Source organism: Dactylosporangium sp. NPDC000244, assembly GCF_040300725.1.
GTDB lineage: Bacteria > Actinomycetota > Actinomycetes > Mycobacteriales > Micromonosporaceae > Dactylosporangium.
This window is the reverse complement of sequence record NZ_JBEPEH010000026.1, coordinates 83997-99279: the sequence shown is the minus strand read 5'-3', so window position 1 is coordinate 99279 and position 15283 is coordinate 83997. Positions and strand designations below refer to the sequence as shown.

The 15283-nt window shown below is 72.1% G+C and carries 11 protein-coding genes; 3 read left to right on the top strand and 8 right to left on the bottom strand.

Translation table 11 applies throughout. From position 1 onward, the window contains the following. Positions 1-20: 20 nt before the first annotated feature. The 5 genes from ABT369_RS33775 to ABT369_RS33755 form a co-directional block, all read right to left on the bottom strand. A complete protein-coding gene (locus ABT369_RS33775) occupies positions 21-1271 on the bottom strand; it encodes an MFS transporter (protein ID WP_350618069.1) in 1251 nt (416 codons plus the stop codon). Next, positions 1271-2650 (bottom strand): type III PLP-dependent enzyme, encoded by a 1380-nt coding sequence (locus ABT369_RS33770; RefSeq protein WP_350618067.1) that lies wholly within the window; start codon positions 2648-2650, stop codon positions 1271-1273. The genes ABT369_RS33775 and ABT369_RS33770 overlap by 1 nt, the downstream gene beginning before the upstream one ends. Positions 2651-3191: 541 nt before the next feature. After that, entirely contained in the window at positions 3192-5930 is a 2739-nt protein-coding gene (locus ABT369_RS33765) for a putative bifunctional diguanylate cyclase/phosphodiesterase (RefSeq protein WP_350618065.1), read from the bottom strand. A 626-nt stretch (positions 5931-6556) separates the two neighbouring features. Next, on the bottom strand, positions 6557-7000 hold the full coding sequence (locus tag ABT369_RS33760; protein WP_350618063.1) for a hypothetical protein: 444 nt from the start codon (positions 6998-7000) through the stop codon (positions 6557-6559). A gap of 90 nt (positions 7001-7090) precedes the next feature. Continuing rightward, positions 7091-7855: a hypothetical protein gene (locus ABT369_RS33755; RefSeq protein WP_350618061.1), complete on the bottom strand. Its 765-nt coding sequence runs from the start codon at positions 7853-7855 to the stop codon at positions 7091-7093. Here ABT369_RS33755 and ABT369_RS33750 point away from each other — a divergent pair. Continuing rightward, entirely contained in the window at positions 7854-10475 is a 2622-nt protein-coding gene (locus ABT369_RS33750) for a fibronectin type III domain-containing protein (RefSeq protein ID WP_350618059.1), read from the top strand. The two genes, ABT369_RS33755 and ABT369_RS33750, sit on opposite strands and share 2 nt — an antisense overlap. A gap of 521 nt (positions 10476-10996) precedes the next feature. On the opposite strand, the gene ABT369_RS33745 is transcribed toward ABT369_RS33750, so the two are convergent. The 3 genes from ABT369_RS33745 to ABT369_RS33735 all read right to left on the bottom strand — a co-directional run bounded on the left by ABT369_RS33745 (position 10997) and on the right by ABT369_RS33735 (position 13671). Next, positions 10997-11356: a histone-like nucleoid-structuring protein Lsr2 gene (locus ABT369_RS33745; RefSeq protein ID WP_350618057.1), complete on the bottom strand. Its 360-nt coding sequence runs from the start codon at positions 11354-11356 to the stop codon at positions 10997-10999. A 654-nt stretch (positions 11357-12010) separates the two neighbouring features. After that, the gene (locus tag ABT369_RS33740; RefSeq protein WP_350618055.1) at positions 12011-12949 is read right to left on the bottom strand and encodes an acyl-ACP desaturase; all 939 of its coding nucleotides are present in this window, start codon (positions 12947-12949) and stop codon (positions 12011-12013) included. Next, complete coding sequence (locus ABT369_RS33735; protein ID WP_350618053.1) at positions 12946-13671, bottom strand: lysophospholipid acyltransferase family protein; 726 nt, start codon at positions 13669-13671, stop codon at positions 12946-12948. Before ABT369_RS33735 ends, ABT369_RS33740 begins: the two co-directional genes overlap by 4 nt. A gap of 159 nt (positions 13672-13830) precedes the next feature. Here ABT369_RS33735 and ABT369_RS33730 point away from each other — a divergent pair, with 159 nt between their 5' ends. Both ABT369_RS33730 and ABT369_RS33725 read left to right on the top strand, forming a co-directional pair. Further along, complete coding sequence (locus tag ABT369_RS33730) at positions 13831-14904, top strand: AI-2E family transporter (RefSeq protein ID WP_350618202.1); 1074 nt, start codon at positions 13831-13833, stop codon at positions 14902-14904. A gap of 36 nt (positions 14905-14940) precedes the next feature. After that, positions 14941-15279 (top strand): hypothetical protein, encoded by a 339-nt coding sequence (locus ABT369_RS33725; RefSeq protein WP_350618051.1) that lies wholly within the window; start codon positions 14941-14943, stop codon positions 15277-15279. The last annotated feature ends 4 nt before the right edge of the window (positions 15280-15283 follow it).

The window sequence follows — 15283 nt, the reverse complement described above, 5'->3', positions numbered from 1 at the left end:
GCTCCCGAGCTCGACTCCGCCTACCCCCGGGCCGCCGCGACCCGCGCCCGGGCGCGTGAGCGGGCCAGCGCGCCGAGGGAGACCAGGGACAGCACCGCTGCCGCCGCGCCGGCGACCGTCCCCACGGCCGGGGCCGCGATCAGGGCCGGCAGGGTCCGCACCGCGATCGCGCTGCCCAGGGCCCGTGTCGAGGCGCTCCAGGCCAGGACCGTCGTCACCGTGCCGGGGCGGGCGGCCTGGGCCAGGCGCGCGTCCATGCCGCCCTCGAACGCGGTCATGCTCAGGCCGGACAGGAACTGGGCCAGGAACAGGCCGGTCAGGTGGGCCGGGGCGAGCAGCCAGCCGATCAGCATCCCGACGCCCCACAAGGGCCAGACCACGGCCGCGGGCAGGCGCAGGCGGCCGACGCGGTCCACGGCCCACGACGACAGCAGGCAGCCGGCGCTGAACGCGGCCGCGGCGCCGGCGACCGCGTGCTGGCCGTGCAGCTCGGTCGCCAGGGCCACCGACAGCAGGGTCGGGCCCGCGGACAGCAGCATGACGCCGCCGCCGGCCGCGAGGACCGGCAGCGGGATGCGCACGCCGCGGGCCTCGGTCTCGGCGCGGCGCCGCTCGACCCGGGTCGCGTAGGCGGCCGGGGCCGGCGGGCGGACCAGCCGGGCGGTGCGCGCGCGGCGGGCGGTGAGCATCGTCGGCAGGAGGCTGAGGCCGTACACCACGAAGACCGCGGCCAGCGACCACCGGTGCATCGGCAGCAGCGCGGCGACACCCGCCCCGGCCGCCTCGACCGCGGCGATCGACAGGGCGTAGCGGGTCATCGCCCGGGGCCGCGCGTCGACGGCCGCGACCTCGGCGCGCATCGCGGCGAAGCCCGCGAACGCGGCTACGTGCATCACCGTCACGCCCACCGCGACGAGCGCCGGGTTCGCGCCCTTGAGCAGCGCGGCGAGCAGGCCGATGCGCAGGACGGCCTCGGTGCAGCCGGCGAGCAGCAGCAGCGTGCGGCCGTGCAGGTGCCGGGCCAGCCAGCCGGTGATCGGGGCCGACAGCACGACGCCGAGCAGCATCGCCGAGTTGAACAGGGCGGCCATGGCGAGGCCGCCGCGCTCGGTCGCGATGAGGTTGAACAGGGTCCAGCCCAGCGACAGGCCGAACGAGTCGACCACGCCGGAGACGAGCAGCTCGCGCAGCCGCCCGGCGCGGCGCCGGCCGCCCGTCAGCTCGGCGCGATGGCGCGACCGGTGCGGGGCGGCCGCATCGGTCGCGGCCATCAGTTCGGGCCCGCCGGGGCCTCGGTGGCGGCGGTGGTGCGGGCGCGGCCGATCTGCGCGAGGCCCGGGTGCGCGGGCTGGGCCGGGTGCGCGGGCTGGGCCGGGTGCGCGGGCTGGGCCGGGTGCGCGGGCTGGGCCGGGTGCGCGGGCTGGGCCGGGTGCGGGGTGCGCTGGACCGGCTCGTTCGTCGCGGCCGGGCCGCCGACGAAGACGGGCTCCGGCGGGGCGAAGCCGTTGAAGTGGCTCGCGTAGCTCAGCGTGTAGGCGCCCGCGGAGCCGATGTACAGGCGGTCGCCGACCTCGATCGTCGAGGGGAGGTTCACGCCGTGGAACATGGTGTCGGAGCTGTCGCACGACGGGCCGGTCACCGTGAAGGGCAGGTGCGGCACCAGCGCGTGGTCGGCGCGCGACGTCCACAGCGGGAAGCGCCACTGCTGCACGGTCTGCTGGGTCTCCATCATGCCGTTGTAGGCGCCGACGTCGACGTACAGCCAGTTCTCCCCCGCCCGCACCTCGTGGCCCAGGACCGTGGTGACCATGACGGCGCTCTCGGCGACCAGGTGCCGGCCGGGCTCGGCGGCGAGCAGGGCCGGGCGGTAGGGCAGCAGCTCCCCGAGCGCCGCGTTGATCGTGCCGGCGATCTGGTCCAGGGGCGGGACGCGCTCGACGTAGCGGGACGGGAAGCCGCCGCCGAGATCGAGCATCTCCAGGTGGACGCCGTCCTGCTCCAGCGCGGCCATGAGGCGCCCGGCGGCGGCGATCGCCTGGCGCCACGCGCTCGTGGTGCCGCACTGGGAGCCGACGTGGAAGGTGATGCCGTACGGCCGCAGACCCAGCTCCCGGGCCAGCAGCATGAGCGCGCGGGCCTCGTGGGCCTCGGCGCCGAACTTACGCGAGAGCGGGAAGAGGCTGGTCGAGTCGTCGACGCGCAGCCGGATGTACACGGCGGCGCCGGGCGCGTGCTGGGCGAGCTTGTGCAGCTCGCCCTCGGAGTCGAAACTGAACCGCCACAGCCCGGCGCGGCGGGCCTCGGCGATCGCGTGCGGGGGCTTGATCGGGTTGCTGTAGAGCACCTCGGCGGGGTCGATGCCGATCTCCTGGAGCATGCGCAGCTCGCCGACGGAGGCGACCTCGAAGCTGGAGCCGAGCGCGGCCAGGGTGCCCAGCACGTCCTCGGCGGAGTTGCACTTCATCGCGTAGAAGGTGCTCACGCCCGGGATGGCCGCGGTGAACGCGGTGTAGCGGGCGGCGACCGTCGACAGGTCCACCGCCAGCAGCGGGGTCGGCGCGTCGATCGCGGCGAGGGCCTGCGGGCCGAGCGCGGCGGGCCAGTGCGCGGGCAGGTCGAGGCGGGCCTGGTCGGCGAGGGCGGCCGTCATCGAAGCGGGCTCCTTACGCGGTCGGTCGTCGGGTGCAGCAACCAGGGTCGGGGCCGGGCGGAGCGCTCGGGGTTCGCCGCCGGTTGCCGGACGGTCGCTACGGCTCGCCGTCGGCGGGGCGGGCGGGGGCGACGTCCTCGATCCGCCGCTTCGGCTCCGACCTCAGCCCCGCCGCTTCGCCTCGCTGCCGGCCCGTCGCTTCGGCCCGCTCTCGACCGGCCGCTCCGGCTCGCCACCGATCCGCCGCCCCGGCTCCGCCCTCGACCCGGCCCTTCGCCTCGCCATCGATCCGGCGCCTCGACTCGCCGCTCCGGCCCGCTGCTTCAGCCCACCGCTCCTCGATCCGCGCATATACGAAATGTCGGATATGTCGTGGCGCGGAGCGCCCGACATATCCGGTCGCGCTGTTCGGTGCTGGCTGGAGTCGAGCGGCTGTTCTTGGCACCGCGGACCTGACAGAGAGGCCGGCCACGGCCGAACGGTGCCTGGCGGGAGCGACGGTCCGCCGGTGACGCGGCCCGAGCCATGGGCTTGTGGCTTTTCAGGCAGCCAGTGCTGCTTTGTCCTTCAGGAGCAGGCCGGCCTCGGTGGCGGGCAGGGGGCGCGAGAAGTAGTAGCCCTGGGCCAGGTCGCAGCCCATCCGGCGCAGCGCGAGGAACTGCGCGTACTCCTCGATCCCCTCGGCCACCGTCGACATGCCCAGGCTCTGGCCGAGCTGGACGATCGTGCGGGCCAGGGCCGCGTCGGGAGTGGTGCCGCTGAGGCGCTCGACGAACGAGCGGTCGATCTTGAGCGTGTCGACGGGGAAGCGGCGCAGGTAGGCCAGCGAGGAGTAGCCGGTGCCGAAGTCGTCGATGGCCAGGCGTACGCCGATGTCCTTGAGGCTCAGCAGGACCGCGAGGTTCTCCTCGGTGTCGGTCATCAGCACGCTCTCGGTCATCTCCAGGCACAGGCGTTCGGCCGGCAGGCCCGTCGTGGCCAGGACCTGCGCGACGATCTCGGGCAGGTCGGGCTGGTCGAACTGGACGCCGGAGACGTTCACGGCCATCGTCAGCTCGCGCGCCGGGTCGGCCGCGCCCCACGCGACCGCCTGGCGGCTCGCCTCGGCCAGGACCCACTGCCCGAGCGGGCGGATGAGGCCGGTGGACTCGGCGAGCGGGATGAAGTCGATCGGGCTGATCATGCCGCGCAGCGGGTGCCGCCAGCGCACGAGGGCCTCGAAGCCGACGATGGTGCCGGTGCGCAGCTCGATCGTGGGCTGGTAGTGCAGCTCGAGCTCGTCGCCGTTCTCCAGGGCGCGCCGCAGGTCGGCGGCGAGCTGCAGGCGCTCGACCAGGCCGGTGTGCATCTGCGGGTCGTAGCGCGCGAACTGGCCCGAGCCCGCGGATTTCGCACGGTACATCGCGAGGTCGGCGTTGCGCATGAGCTGGTCGGCGTCGCGGGCGTCCGGGCCGGTCAGCGCGATGCCGATGCTGCCCTGGACGTGGATCTCCTGGTTCTCGATGCCGAACGGCTCGTCGAGCGCGGCGATGATCCGGGTCGCGAGCTCGTCGGCGTCCTCGGGCACGGCCACGGCGTCGATGAGCACGGCGAACTCGTCGCCGCCGAAGCGGGCCACGGTGTCGCCGTCGCGCACCGCCTCGCCGAGGCGCATCGCGACCTGCATGAGCAGCACGTCGCCGGCGGCGTGGCCGAGGCTGTCGTTGACCTCCTTGAAGCCGTCGAGGTCCAGGAAGAGGATGGCGACGTCCTCGCGGCGGCGCAGGGCGACCTCGAGGCGGTCCTTGAACAGGGCCCGGTTCGCGAGCTTCGTCAGGCCGTCGTGGAAGGCCTCGTGCACGAGCTGGTCCTCGAGCTCCTTGCGCTCGCTGATGTCACGCGAGTTCAGCACGATGCCGCGCACGCTCGGGTCCTCGAGCAGGTTCGTCAGGGTCACCTCGGCGAGGCAGCGGTGGCCGTCGGCGTGCAGCATCGGCACCTCGACGACCCGCGTGGCGTACGCGGTGCCGGAGATGGCCTCGATCGCCGCTACCAGCACCGGCGCCGCCTCCGAGAGCATGCGCTCGCTCAGCGTGATCCCGGAGAAGTACGACGGGTCGTAGCCGAACACGCGGCTGATGGACTCGCTCTGGTACGTCACCACGCCCTCGGCGTCGATGACGGTCACGACGTCGGAGCTGTGCTGCACCAGCGCCTCGAACCGCTGCTCGCTCGCGCGCAGCTCGGCGGTGCGCGCCTCGACGCGCGCCTCGAGCCCGCGGGTCAGGGAGCGGTTCTCGAGCAGCGTGAGCAGCTGCCGGCCCACGATGAGCAGGATGATCGCCGAACGGCTCCACGACACGAACATGTCGTGCGCGCCGTGGCGCAGCACCTCGAACGTGCTCGTGAGCAGGGCGCCGACCACGGCCAGGTACGGCAGCATCACGCCGAGCGGCTGGGTCAGCGCATGCTCGTCCTGCTCGGTGTACGCGGGTTCGGGCCGCCGAGCCGCGAGGAAGATCAGGGCGAAGCCGCTGAACCAGCCCAGGTCGAGGACGTTGCCGCTGCCGTACGAGTCCAGCAGCGTCAGGTACGCGTACCCCGAGTCCGAGACGGTGAACGCGGCCAGCCCGGCCCCGACCAGCGGCAGCGACAACGGCCGCCGCCCGCCCCGCCGCAGCCGCGCGACCATGAACAGCACGATGGTGAGCACGACGACGTCGCCGCCCGGGTACCACAGCGTGACCAGCAGCCCGAGCCGGCTGTCCGCCCCCTGCCGCACCAGCGGTCCCAGAATGAGAACCCAGGTGATGAGCAGCAGCGACACGGCGATCATGAGCCCGTCGAGAATGCTGCGCACCTGCTGGGCGAGGCTCTGGCGGCTCACCGGGAGCAGCAGGAGGCCGGCCGCGGTGAACGGCATCATCCAGAAGTACCCGGCATCGGCGAGCGACGGGAACGGGACGTCCGTGCCGAGGACGGTCTCGTACCAGATGCAGAACGCCTGCCCGACCCCCCACGACACCGACCCGGCCCCGGTGAGCGCCCAGGCCCACCGCACGCGACGGCTCCCGTGCCCGCGGGCCTCCCGCCAGGCGCGCACGAGGCAGGCGGCCCCCGCGGCCAGGGCGGCGAGGAAGAGCGCGATGTTGGAGACGTTCTGCCCCACGAGGCTCCCGCCGGCCCCCGTGACGAAGACGACGAACAACACGGCGGTGACTGCGGCCGCGGTACCGCACAGCAAGGCGTACCCGCGCGTGGGCGCGGCGGCCCGGAGCAGGCTGTTCGGCCAGCTCGCCATCGTGCGCCCCCCGATCCTGTGCACCTGCGTCGCGTCGCGTGCCGCACTGATCGGGTCCGAGCTGGGGGAACTGAGCGGCGTACCCGGCAGGCAACCGTCCCGCACCCGTCCCCTCCCCCCTTAGGACGCGCACCGCCCGTTGTCGGCCTGCCCCTTGTGCCTCCCTCTCGCTCTTCTCCCTCCTCTCGCGTGTCTCCCTTCTCGCGCTCTTCTCGCTTCTCCCTTCTCGCGCGCTTCTCACTTCTCCCGCACTTCTCCCTTCTCGCGCTCTTCTCGCTTCTCCCGCGCTTCTCCTTCTCTCGCTCTTTTCGGTGGACGCCGGCCCTTTCCTCCGGCCTCGCCCTGGCCGCCTCGTGTCAGAGTTCCGCAGCCCGGCCTAGCGTCAGCGGTCCCTCTTCGACCCTCCGGTGGCCGCCCCTGCAACCAGACGCCGCGCCCGCACTCCCCCGACGCCCCCGGCGCCTCCCGCCGCAGTTCCCATCCGGCCTGCGCGTCAACCGCCCCTGTCCTGCCGCCCCATTGCCGACCTCCTGACCCGGTTCGGGGCTTTCAGCCACCGTCGGCCCATCACGGCACATCCCCGCCCAACTGGTTCTCCGGGCGCGGAATCAGCATTCCGAGGATCTTCACTTTGCGTGATGGCTAGATTGCGAGACGTGTTCGCGTTCGTTGGTCGCGTTCGGTTTTGGGCGCGGTCGCTCTGAAACGGAGTACGGGATGGCTGCGCAGTCCAGGTTGAAGCCGAGGCCCAAACGCCGGCCGCGGGTCACACGCCGGTCGATGAAGGCGGGCCTAGCCGCATTGACGGCCGGCGTCGTCGTGTTCGGCAGCACGGCGGGTCCTGCGTTCGCGGCGATGGCCAACGGAAACGGCCTCAACGCGACCGGCTCCGGCACAGTGAGTGACGCTTCGGCGACCCCCGGCGCCAACTCCCCCGGCTCCGCCGCCCACCGCGGTACATCGACAGCGGGTAAGCCCTCGACCACCGCCAAGTCCTCGACCGGCAAGTCAGCCGGAACGCGCCGGGCAACCGGCACGTCCTCTTCGGGCGCGGCAGGCCCCTCGGGCACGACCCGTTCCTCAGGCCCGTCCGGCTCGAGCGGCCCGTCCGGCTCGAGCGGCGCAGCCGGCTCCAACGGCGCCCCGGTCGAGCGGCCCGACTACGTCGCCGACGACGCCCGCTCCATCGCCTCGAGCGAGGGCGGCTCCACCGCCGGTAAGCGCACCTCCTCCGCACGCACCGCCTCGAGCGACGCCACCCGCTGCAAGGTCGATGACACGCAGCGCAAGGAGCAGAACGCCGCAGGCCGGACGGCCCGGACGAGTACCGAGTGCGCGAACGCCACCACGGACAGCAAGTCGGGCGGCTGGGGACAGCAGGGCGACAAGGACACGAACGGCGGCTGGGGCCGGCAGGGCGAATCGACCTCGAGCAACGCACGCACCGGCAACGCCACTTCGGGCAACGCCGCTTCTGGCACTACCGCTTCTGGCAATGCCGCTTCTGGCAATGCCGCTTCTGGCAATGCCGCTTCTGGCAATGCCGCCTCGGGCAATGCGGGGGCGGGCAATCCGGGGGCGGCTGGCACCGCGTCCGGCGATGGTGGGGCCGCCGGCACCACCTCACGCAACGCCGGGGCCGCCGACACCGCGTCCGGCAACGCCGGCTCGGGAAGCGGCGCCGCGAGAAACGGCGGCGCGGGTGCGACCACGGCCGGTAACGGGGCGAACGCTGGTGGTTCGTCCGCCGCGGGCACAACGGCGGGCAATGGCGCCCACGCAGCGGGTAACGGCGCGAATGCGGCCGGTGCGGGATCGAACGCGAACGGCACCTCTGGCCGCGGCACCACCGGCACGTCAGCACCGAACGGCAACCAGCCCGCCGGCAGCGCGGGCACTTCCGGCGCGGGTAACGGTGCGTACATGGACTACGTGCCCAACGGGTCCACGGGTGCTTCGGGTGCCAACGGCACTACTGGCACCACCGGGACGAACGGCGCTCGCGGCGCCAATGGGACCGGCGCGGCGGTCGGCATCAACGGCTCCGGCGCGGCGAATGGCGCACTCGGTGCGAATGGGACCGGTGCGGCCGCCGGCGTCGATGGAGTTCTCGGGACCGGCGTCGCTGGAGGTGTCAACGGCGCTGCTGGGACTGCCGGGTCGGCCGGCGGCCGGGGCGACCAGGCGGCCGCCGCGGCGCAGGCCCAAGCTCAGGCCCGCGCTCAGGCCCAGGCGCGCGCGTGGGCACAGGCGCGGGCGCAGGCCGCCGCGAACGGACGGCCGTACGCCGACACGAACAGTGACGCTCTCGGCACCGACAAGCGCGGCGCCGGGCGGGACGGCGACGCGCTCCGGGCGATACCCAGTGTCATCGCAGGTCTGCTCGCGGCAACCGGCGGTGACGGCGCCGCGAGCGAGACCCTCGACGCGCTCGGGCGCGGCGGCGGTGCCGGCCGCGACAGCGACCGGCTCGCGACCAGTGACGAGGCTGGGACCACCGACGGCGGCGGCGCGCCGGCCGCGCCGGGCACCGGCGTGTACGTACCCGGCGTCTCCGCGCCCGGGTTCGGAGCCCGGATCGAGGCCATCCCCGCGGCACCGTCCGGCGTGCACGTGGAGCCGCTCGGCTCCGGCATCCGGGTCACGTGGACGCACTCGGGCGAGAACGTCAATCACTACCTGGCGACCGCATACGACTCGAACGGCAACGCCGTCGGCAACTGCACCAGCAACGATCCGGGCGTGACGACCTGTGACATCGTCAACGGCATCCAGTCGGGCGGCTCGTACACGGCGGGTGTCCTCGCGTACGGCTCGGCGGACGCGAGCGAGCCGTCCAGCGAGGTCACCTCGGGCAGCACGGTCACCGTCGGGCCGCCCGCGGCGCCGACCGGGGTCCACGCCATGGGCGCATCGCCGACGTCACTGGTCGTGTCGTGGACGGCGTCGTCCTCGGCGAGCAGCGCGATCGACCACTACGTAGTGGTGTCGGACCAGGACGCTTCGAGGGGCTGCAGCACCACCAACTCGAGCACGCTGCACTGCCTGGTCGACACGCTCAGCGCCGACACGGCCTACAGCTTCAAGGTGACGGCGGTCGGGTCGGACCAGAGCGGCGACTCGGACCCGAGCGCGTCCTCGGACCCGGTCACGCCGGGCGCTCCCGACGCGCCGACGAACGTGATGGCCGTCCAGAACGGGGCGAACACGCTGCGGGTCAGCTGGACAGCGCCGGCGCAGACGCGGGCCGGCATCTCGAAGTACGTGGCGGTGGCGGTCGAGGACGCGGGCGTGACCTGCGACACCCACGACGGCGGCAGCACCTACTGCGACATCGGCAACCTGACGCCGGGCGGCAACGGGTACACCTTCCGCGTCCAGGCCAAGGGCATCAGCTCCAGCGGCGACTCCGCCTGGTCGACGGCCTCCCCGGCGACCGTGGTGGCCGGGCCCCCGGACGCGCCGACGGGCGTGACGGTGACGCCGGGTGACGCCTCGCTGCTGGTGCAGTGGACGGCGCCGCTGAACCAGGGCCCGGGCATCGACGGTTACACGGTGTCGACGGCCGAGGACCACACGCTCACATGCGGGCCGGTCGACGCCACCCAGCATCAGTGCACGATCACGGGCCTGGCCAACGGCACGCCGTACACGGCGCAGGTCGCGGCGGTAGGCAGCGGCAACACCGGCAACTCGGACTGGGCGTCGGCCGCGGTGGCGACCCCCAGCAAGGCCCCGGACGTCCCGGGCCATGTGACCGCGACGGCGAAGGCGGAGTCGATCTGGGTGGGCTGGACTGCGGGCGACCCGGGTTCGGGCGTCGCGAAGTTCCGGGCGACGGCCACCGCGCACGGTGACACGAAGACCTGCGAGGCCGCGGCGACCGCGACCGGCTGCCTCATCACCGGGCTGACGGCCGGCACCGAGTACAGCGTCACCGTCCAGGCCCTCGGCCAGTACGGCCGCGACTCCCAGTGGGCGCCGGCGACGGCCGCGACCCCGGCGGCCCTGACGCTGCCGGCCGACGTGCCGCCGAGCGCCGGGCACGTGGACAGCTCCAGCGGCACCGACGTGGCCCCGGGCGAGGCGATCACGCTGAGCGGCACCGGGTACGCGCCGCACACGACGATCACGGTGGCCATCTACTCGGCGCCGCAGACGCTGGCCACGACGACGACCGACGGCAGCGGCGCGTTCAGCGTCTCGGTGACGGTCCCAGCCGGGTACACGGGTTCACACACGCTGGTCGCCTCGGGCGTGGACAGCACGGGCACCCCGCGGTACCTCACGCTGGGTGTCGACATCACCGAGCACGCGGGCGGCGTGCCGGCCCACCCCACCGAGCCGGCCGGTCACGGCGGGACGACGGACGGTTACGCAAGCGCGAGCGACACCACCGGAAGCCTCGCCGTGACGGGCGGTCCGATCGCCAGCATCGCGATGTTCGGCATGTGCCTGCTGCTGGCCGGCCTCGCGTTCGTGACCCTGTCGCGGCTGCGGTTCGCGGTCGACGCCCCGGCGGGCGGCACGGACAGGACCGCATAAGCCCCAACGAGACGGGAAAAACGTGCGAACAGGGCGGGACGAGTAGAACCGCGCAAGCCGCACGGGGGCGGGACGAGCAGGACCGCGTAAGCCGGACGGGACCACACCGCGCACGTCGTTCTGGGCGCTGCGGCCGCAAACAGCTCCACGCGGCCACAGCGCTCTTGTGCAGAACTGGGCGACCGGGGGCCGGTGCGCGGTAGGCGTGCCCTGCGTGGCGGGGCGGTGGCGCTCGGTGGCCATTCTCCGGGGCGCGGGAGGGCACGCCGACGAGGACTGGGCGTGAACGGGCGGGCACATGCCGCACGACGGCGGCGAGAACGAGCCGGCACGACGGCGACGGCGACGGCGACGGCGACGGCGACGGCGACGGCGACGGCGGAGTGAACACGAACGTGCGGGCACGACGGCGGCGGAGTGAACGTGCGGGCACGACGGCGACGCGAGCGGGCGGGCGGGCATGCGAGGTGCGACGGCGACGTGAGCGGACAAAGGGGGCGCCCGTGTTGGGCGCCCCCTGTTCAGCTTCCCGCTTCGGCGTGGAACCGCTCGACGATGTCGGCGCGGATCCGGCCGCGATCGGAGACCTCGAGCCCTTTGCTCTGCGCCCACTCGCGGATCGCCCGGTTCTGCTCCCGCTCCGCGCGGGCCGACAGAACCGGCCGGCCGCTGCGCCCGCGCACCGGCACGGGAGCCGCCGGCGCACGGCCGAGCTTCGTCGCGGCCGTGACAAAGGGCGCGAGGACGTCGCGCAGATCGGCGGCGTTCTTCGCCGACAGATCGATGGTGTACTGCACGCCGTCGAGGCCGAAGCTGAGGCTCTCGTCGGCGAGGCCGCCGTCGAGGTCGTCGATCAGCTCATGTATCACGCGTCTGGCCATGGCGTTGCTGCCCTCCGAGAAGAATACGGGGAGTGAAATTCCGCAGCCCGCACCGCACCGTCAGAGCCGGTGAAATCGGTCAGACGGGCAGTGAGAGGCACGGAACGGTCGTCGCAGCCTACTGCAACGCTCACGGAAGGCAACCGGCGCCCTCGATGCCCGCACCCCACCTGACGAGCCGCGCGACCACGGCGAGCACCAATCCGTTCGACGCAACGTGACGGTCCCCACATCGACGGGGCCATCCAGAAACGGCAACCGAGGGTGACGACACCGCTACGGGTGAGCGGTCACGGCGACCCACGCAGCGTGACAGCCGGCAGAGCAATGCCGCCGACAAAGAACACCAGCCGGGCTACACGCAAGCGGTTCGACAGGCCGCACTCCCCGGCGCCCCGGCTCCATGCCGCGGCGGACGCGACAAAAGATCCCATCGCGCCGGCAAATCGGCGACGGGCGACAGCGGCCAAGCCCCGCGCGCGAGAAGTCGCGCACGAGAGAAGCCGCGCACGAGAGAAGCGCGCGGGAGAGCACACAACGCGGCAAGAGGAGACCACTGCGTGCAGCATCGACCGAGCCGAAGGACGGCCGCACGCAAAAGGGCTCGCCCTCCGCACCCAAGCGCGGAGGGCGAGCCCGGCGACGACCGATCGATCAGACGGCGGCGGCGGCCCGCGCCCGCTGGGCCTCGCGCCGCTCGACGAACCGCGCAGCCTGCGTGTCCAGGTCACTCATGAACTTCGCGAGCTCGTCCCGAGCCGCGGCACCGTCCCCGGACAGGTCCCGGTCGAACGTGCGCACCTGCCGCAGCACCGGCGTGAGCACGTCGTCGTGGTGCAGCCGGAGATCGTAGATGCCGGCCTTGGCGATCTGCACGGACTTGCGCCCGAAGTTCTCGATCGTGTGGCCGGGCATCTGGAACGAGGTCGCCACCTTGGTCAGCGCCCGCATCGTGGTGTTCGGCGCGAGGTCGAACGCCGCCTGGAGCAGGTTGCGGTAGAAGATCATGTGCAGGTTCTCGTCGGCGGCGACGCGCGCGAGGAGCTGCTCGCACACCGGGTCGCCGGAGGCGGTGCCGGTGTTGCGGTGCGACACGCGGGTCGCGAGCTCCTGGAACGACACGTAGGCGACGGACTCGATCAGCCCGTCGTACGAGTTGTGGAAGCCGCCCTCCATATGCGTCATCCGCGCCCGCTCCAGCGCGATCGGGTCGACCGCACGCGTAGCAAGCAGGTAGTCACGAATCGCGATGCCATGCCGGCCCTCCTCGGCGGTCCACCGGTGCACCCAGGTCCCCCACGCTCCGTCACGGCCGAACACCGTGGCGATCTCGTGGTGGTAGCTGGGCAGGTTGTCCTCGGTCAGCAGGTTGACGACGAGGGAGATCCGGGCGACCTCGGACAGCTTCGACTGGCCCGGCTCCCATGCCTCTCCGCCGAGTACACCGTCGAAGTTGCTGCCCTCGCTCCACGGCACGTATTCGTGCGGGAACCACTCCTTGGCCGTGGCCAGGTGGCGGTTGAGGTTCGCCTCGACGACGGGTTCGAGCTCGCGCAGCAGCACGAGCAGGTCGGTGGGTTCGGCCGGGCTCACTGGGCCTCCGATTCGTAAACTGCAGGAAGGGGTGCGGTCCCGCCCAGATGCGCGGGAAGCCACCAGGTGTCATCGGGGCCGTCGGGCTGCTGCGGGTACGACCGCTGCGCCTTATCCAGCATCGACGTCATCCGCGACCGTAGTTCAGCGGTCACGGAGTCTTGATTGTCGCGCCGTTCGGGGCGAAGGGGCTCACCCATGATGATGCTGATCGCGACGCCACGCTTCGTGAGGTTACGGGGCTGCCCCTTGGTCCAGAAGCGCTGGGTGCCCCAGAGCACCATCGGCACGAGCGGGGTGCCGGTGGACGCGGCGAGCCGGGCGGCGCCGCTCTTCAGGTCCTTGATCATGAACGACTGGCTGATCGTCGCCTCGGGGAACACGCCGACGACCTCGCCGGACTTGAGCGCGGTGAGGGCCGCCTTGTAGGAGGCCATGCCGGCGTCGCGGTCGACCGGGATGTGGTGCATGCCGCGCATGAGCGGGCCGCCGATGGGGTGCCGGAAGATCGAGTCCTTGGCCATGAACCGCACCAGGCGCTTGGTCTTGCGGGCGCCCAGGCCGCAGAAGATGAAGTCGAGGTACGAGATGTGGTTGCAGGCGATCACGGCGCCCCCGGTCGCGGGCACGTGCTCCTCGCCCTCGATCGTGATCTTCATGTTGAGCGCGCGGAACATCGTCCGGGCGAACCCGATCACCGGGGGGTACACCACATCAGCCATGCACTAACGCTAGCGGTCATTCTGTGCGCACACCCGGTACCCTGCCTCAAGACCATCTGACTTCCCAGGGAGTTCACAGTGCAGGACGAGGTGCTGGAGCCCGCCGCGCCCGCAGAGCGAACCGACGACCGCGCGAAGAAAGACGCGCCCGACGTCGAGGTGCAGGTCGTGGTCGTCGAAGAGTCGTCGCGCTTCGGCAAGCCAGGGCCGCCGATGCGCCGCTCGCCACTGATCATCGGGTTCACCGCGGGGCTGGGCCTGCTGCTGGCCTACAGCGCCTATCTCGCGGTGCAGAACGTCCGCTCGATCCTCATCCTCATCTTCATCGCGATGTTCCTGGCCATCGGTTTGAACCCCGCAGTCGTACGGCTGGTGAAGTGGGGCGTCCCCCGCGGGCTCGCGGTCGCCGCGGTCGGCATCGGCGCGATGCTGGTGCTGTGCGGCGGCATCGTGGCGCTCATTCCGCCGCTGGTGCAGCAGAGCAACGACCTCGTCGAGAACCTGCCGCACTACATCGACAATCTGCAGCGCAACGACCAGCTGAACAAGCTCAACAACGACTACCAGCTGCTCGATCAGCTCAAGAGCGTCGCCACCGCCGGCAACGTCACGAAGGCGCTGGGCGGGGTCTGGGGCGGGGTCCAGGTCGCGTTCTCGGCCGTCTTCAACATCTTGACGGTCATCATTCTCACGCTGTACTTCATGGCCGCCTTCGATCGCCTGAAGGAGGGCGGCTACAAGCTCGTCCCCGCGACCCGCCGCGATCGCGTGCGGCTGCTCGGCGACGAGATCCTGGCCAAGGTGGGCGCCTACCTGGGCGGCGCGCTGGCGATCGCGGTGGTCGCGGGCATCTCGTCGTTCGTTTTCCTGCTCATTCTCGGGATCGCCTATCCGTACGCCCTCGCCGTCCTCGTCGCCATCACCGACCTCATCCCGCAGATCGGCGCGACGCTCGGCGCGGTCGTGGTCTCCATTGTCGGGTTCGCGACCTCGCTGCAGGCCGGCATCGCGTGCGTCATCTTCTTCGTCGTCTACCAGCAGGTCGAGAATTACCTCATCTATCCCACGGTGATGCGCCGCGCCGTGAAGGTCTCCGACCTCGCCGCCATCATTTCGGTCCTCGTCGGCGTGGCCCTCATGGGCGTGGTCGGCGCGCTCATCGCCATTCCCGTGGTCGCCGCGATTCAGCTCATCTTCCGCGAGGTCGTCATTCCGCGGCAGAACCAGCGCTGATGTTCTGAGAAATCGGAATACAGGTACACTTCGGCCATGCACGACGAGCCGGCCCGCGGACCCCTGGCCTATCTGGCCCGCCCGCACCGCCCTGCACTCGTCGCCCGCACCCTCGACGAGCTGCGCGGACCCGTGCGCGGCATCGTCGAGCTGCCGCAGCGGCTGATGTGGAACCCGCAGCGCGCGTTCGACCTCGACAACCACGACCTGCTGCTGTGGATGTACGAGAACGTCCTGCGCGAGGCGATCCGCCACGACGAGCTGCGCCGCTTCCTCAACAAGAAGATCCTGGTGCGCGTCTGGCCGGAGCTGAACCTGCCCCAGGGCGTGCGCCGCGCGTGGGAGGCCCGCCACCCGGCGCTGCGCACCCGGTGACCGC

Coding starts and splice junctions, on each gene's coding strand:
- ABT369_RS33755 (WP_350618061.1), bottom strand. CDS start 7,855: ATGTACGCACCGTTACCCGCGCCGGAAGTGCCCGCGCTGCCGGCGGGC.
- ABT369_RS33770 (WP_350618067.1), bottom strand. CDS start 2,650: ATGACGGCCGCCCTCGCCGACCAGGCCCGCCTCGACCTGCCCGCGCAC.
- ABT369_RS33745 (WP_350618057.1), bottom strand. CDS start 11,356: ATGGCCAGACGCGTGATACATGAGCTGATCGACGACCTCGACGGCGGC.
- ABT369_RS33750 (WP_350618059.1), top strand. CDS start 7,854: ATGGACTACGTGCCCAACGGGTCCACGGGTGCTTCGGGTGCCAACGGC.
- ABT369_RS33775 (WP_350618069.1), bottom strand. CDS start 1,271: ATGGCCGCGACCGATGCGGCCGCCCCGCACCGGTCGCGCCATCGCGCC.
- ABT369_RS33725 (WP_350618051.1), top strand. CDS start 14,941: ATGCACGACGAGCCGGCCCGCGGACCCCTGGCCTATCTGGCCCGCCCG.
- ABT369_RS33735 (WP_350618053.1), bottom strand. CDS start 13,671: ATGGCTGATGTGGTGTACCCCCCGGTGATCGGGTTCGCCCGGACGATG.
- ABT369_RS33765 (WP_350618065.1), bottom strand. CDS start 5,930: ATGGCGAGCTGGCCGAACAGCCTGCTCCGGGCCGCCGCGCCCACGCGC.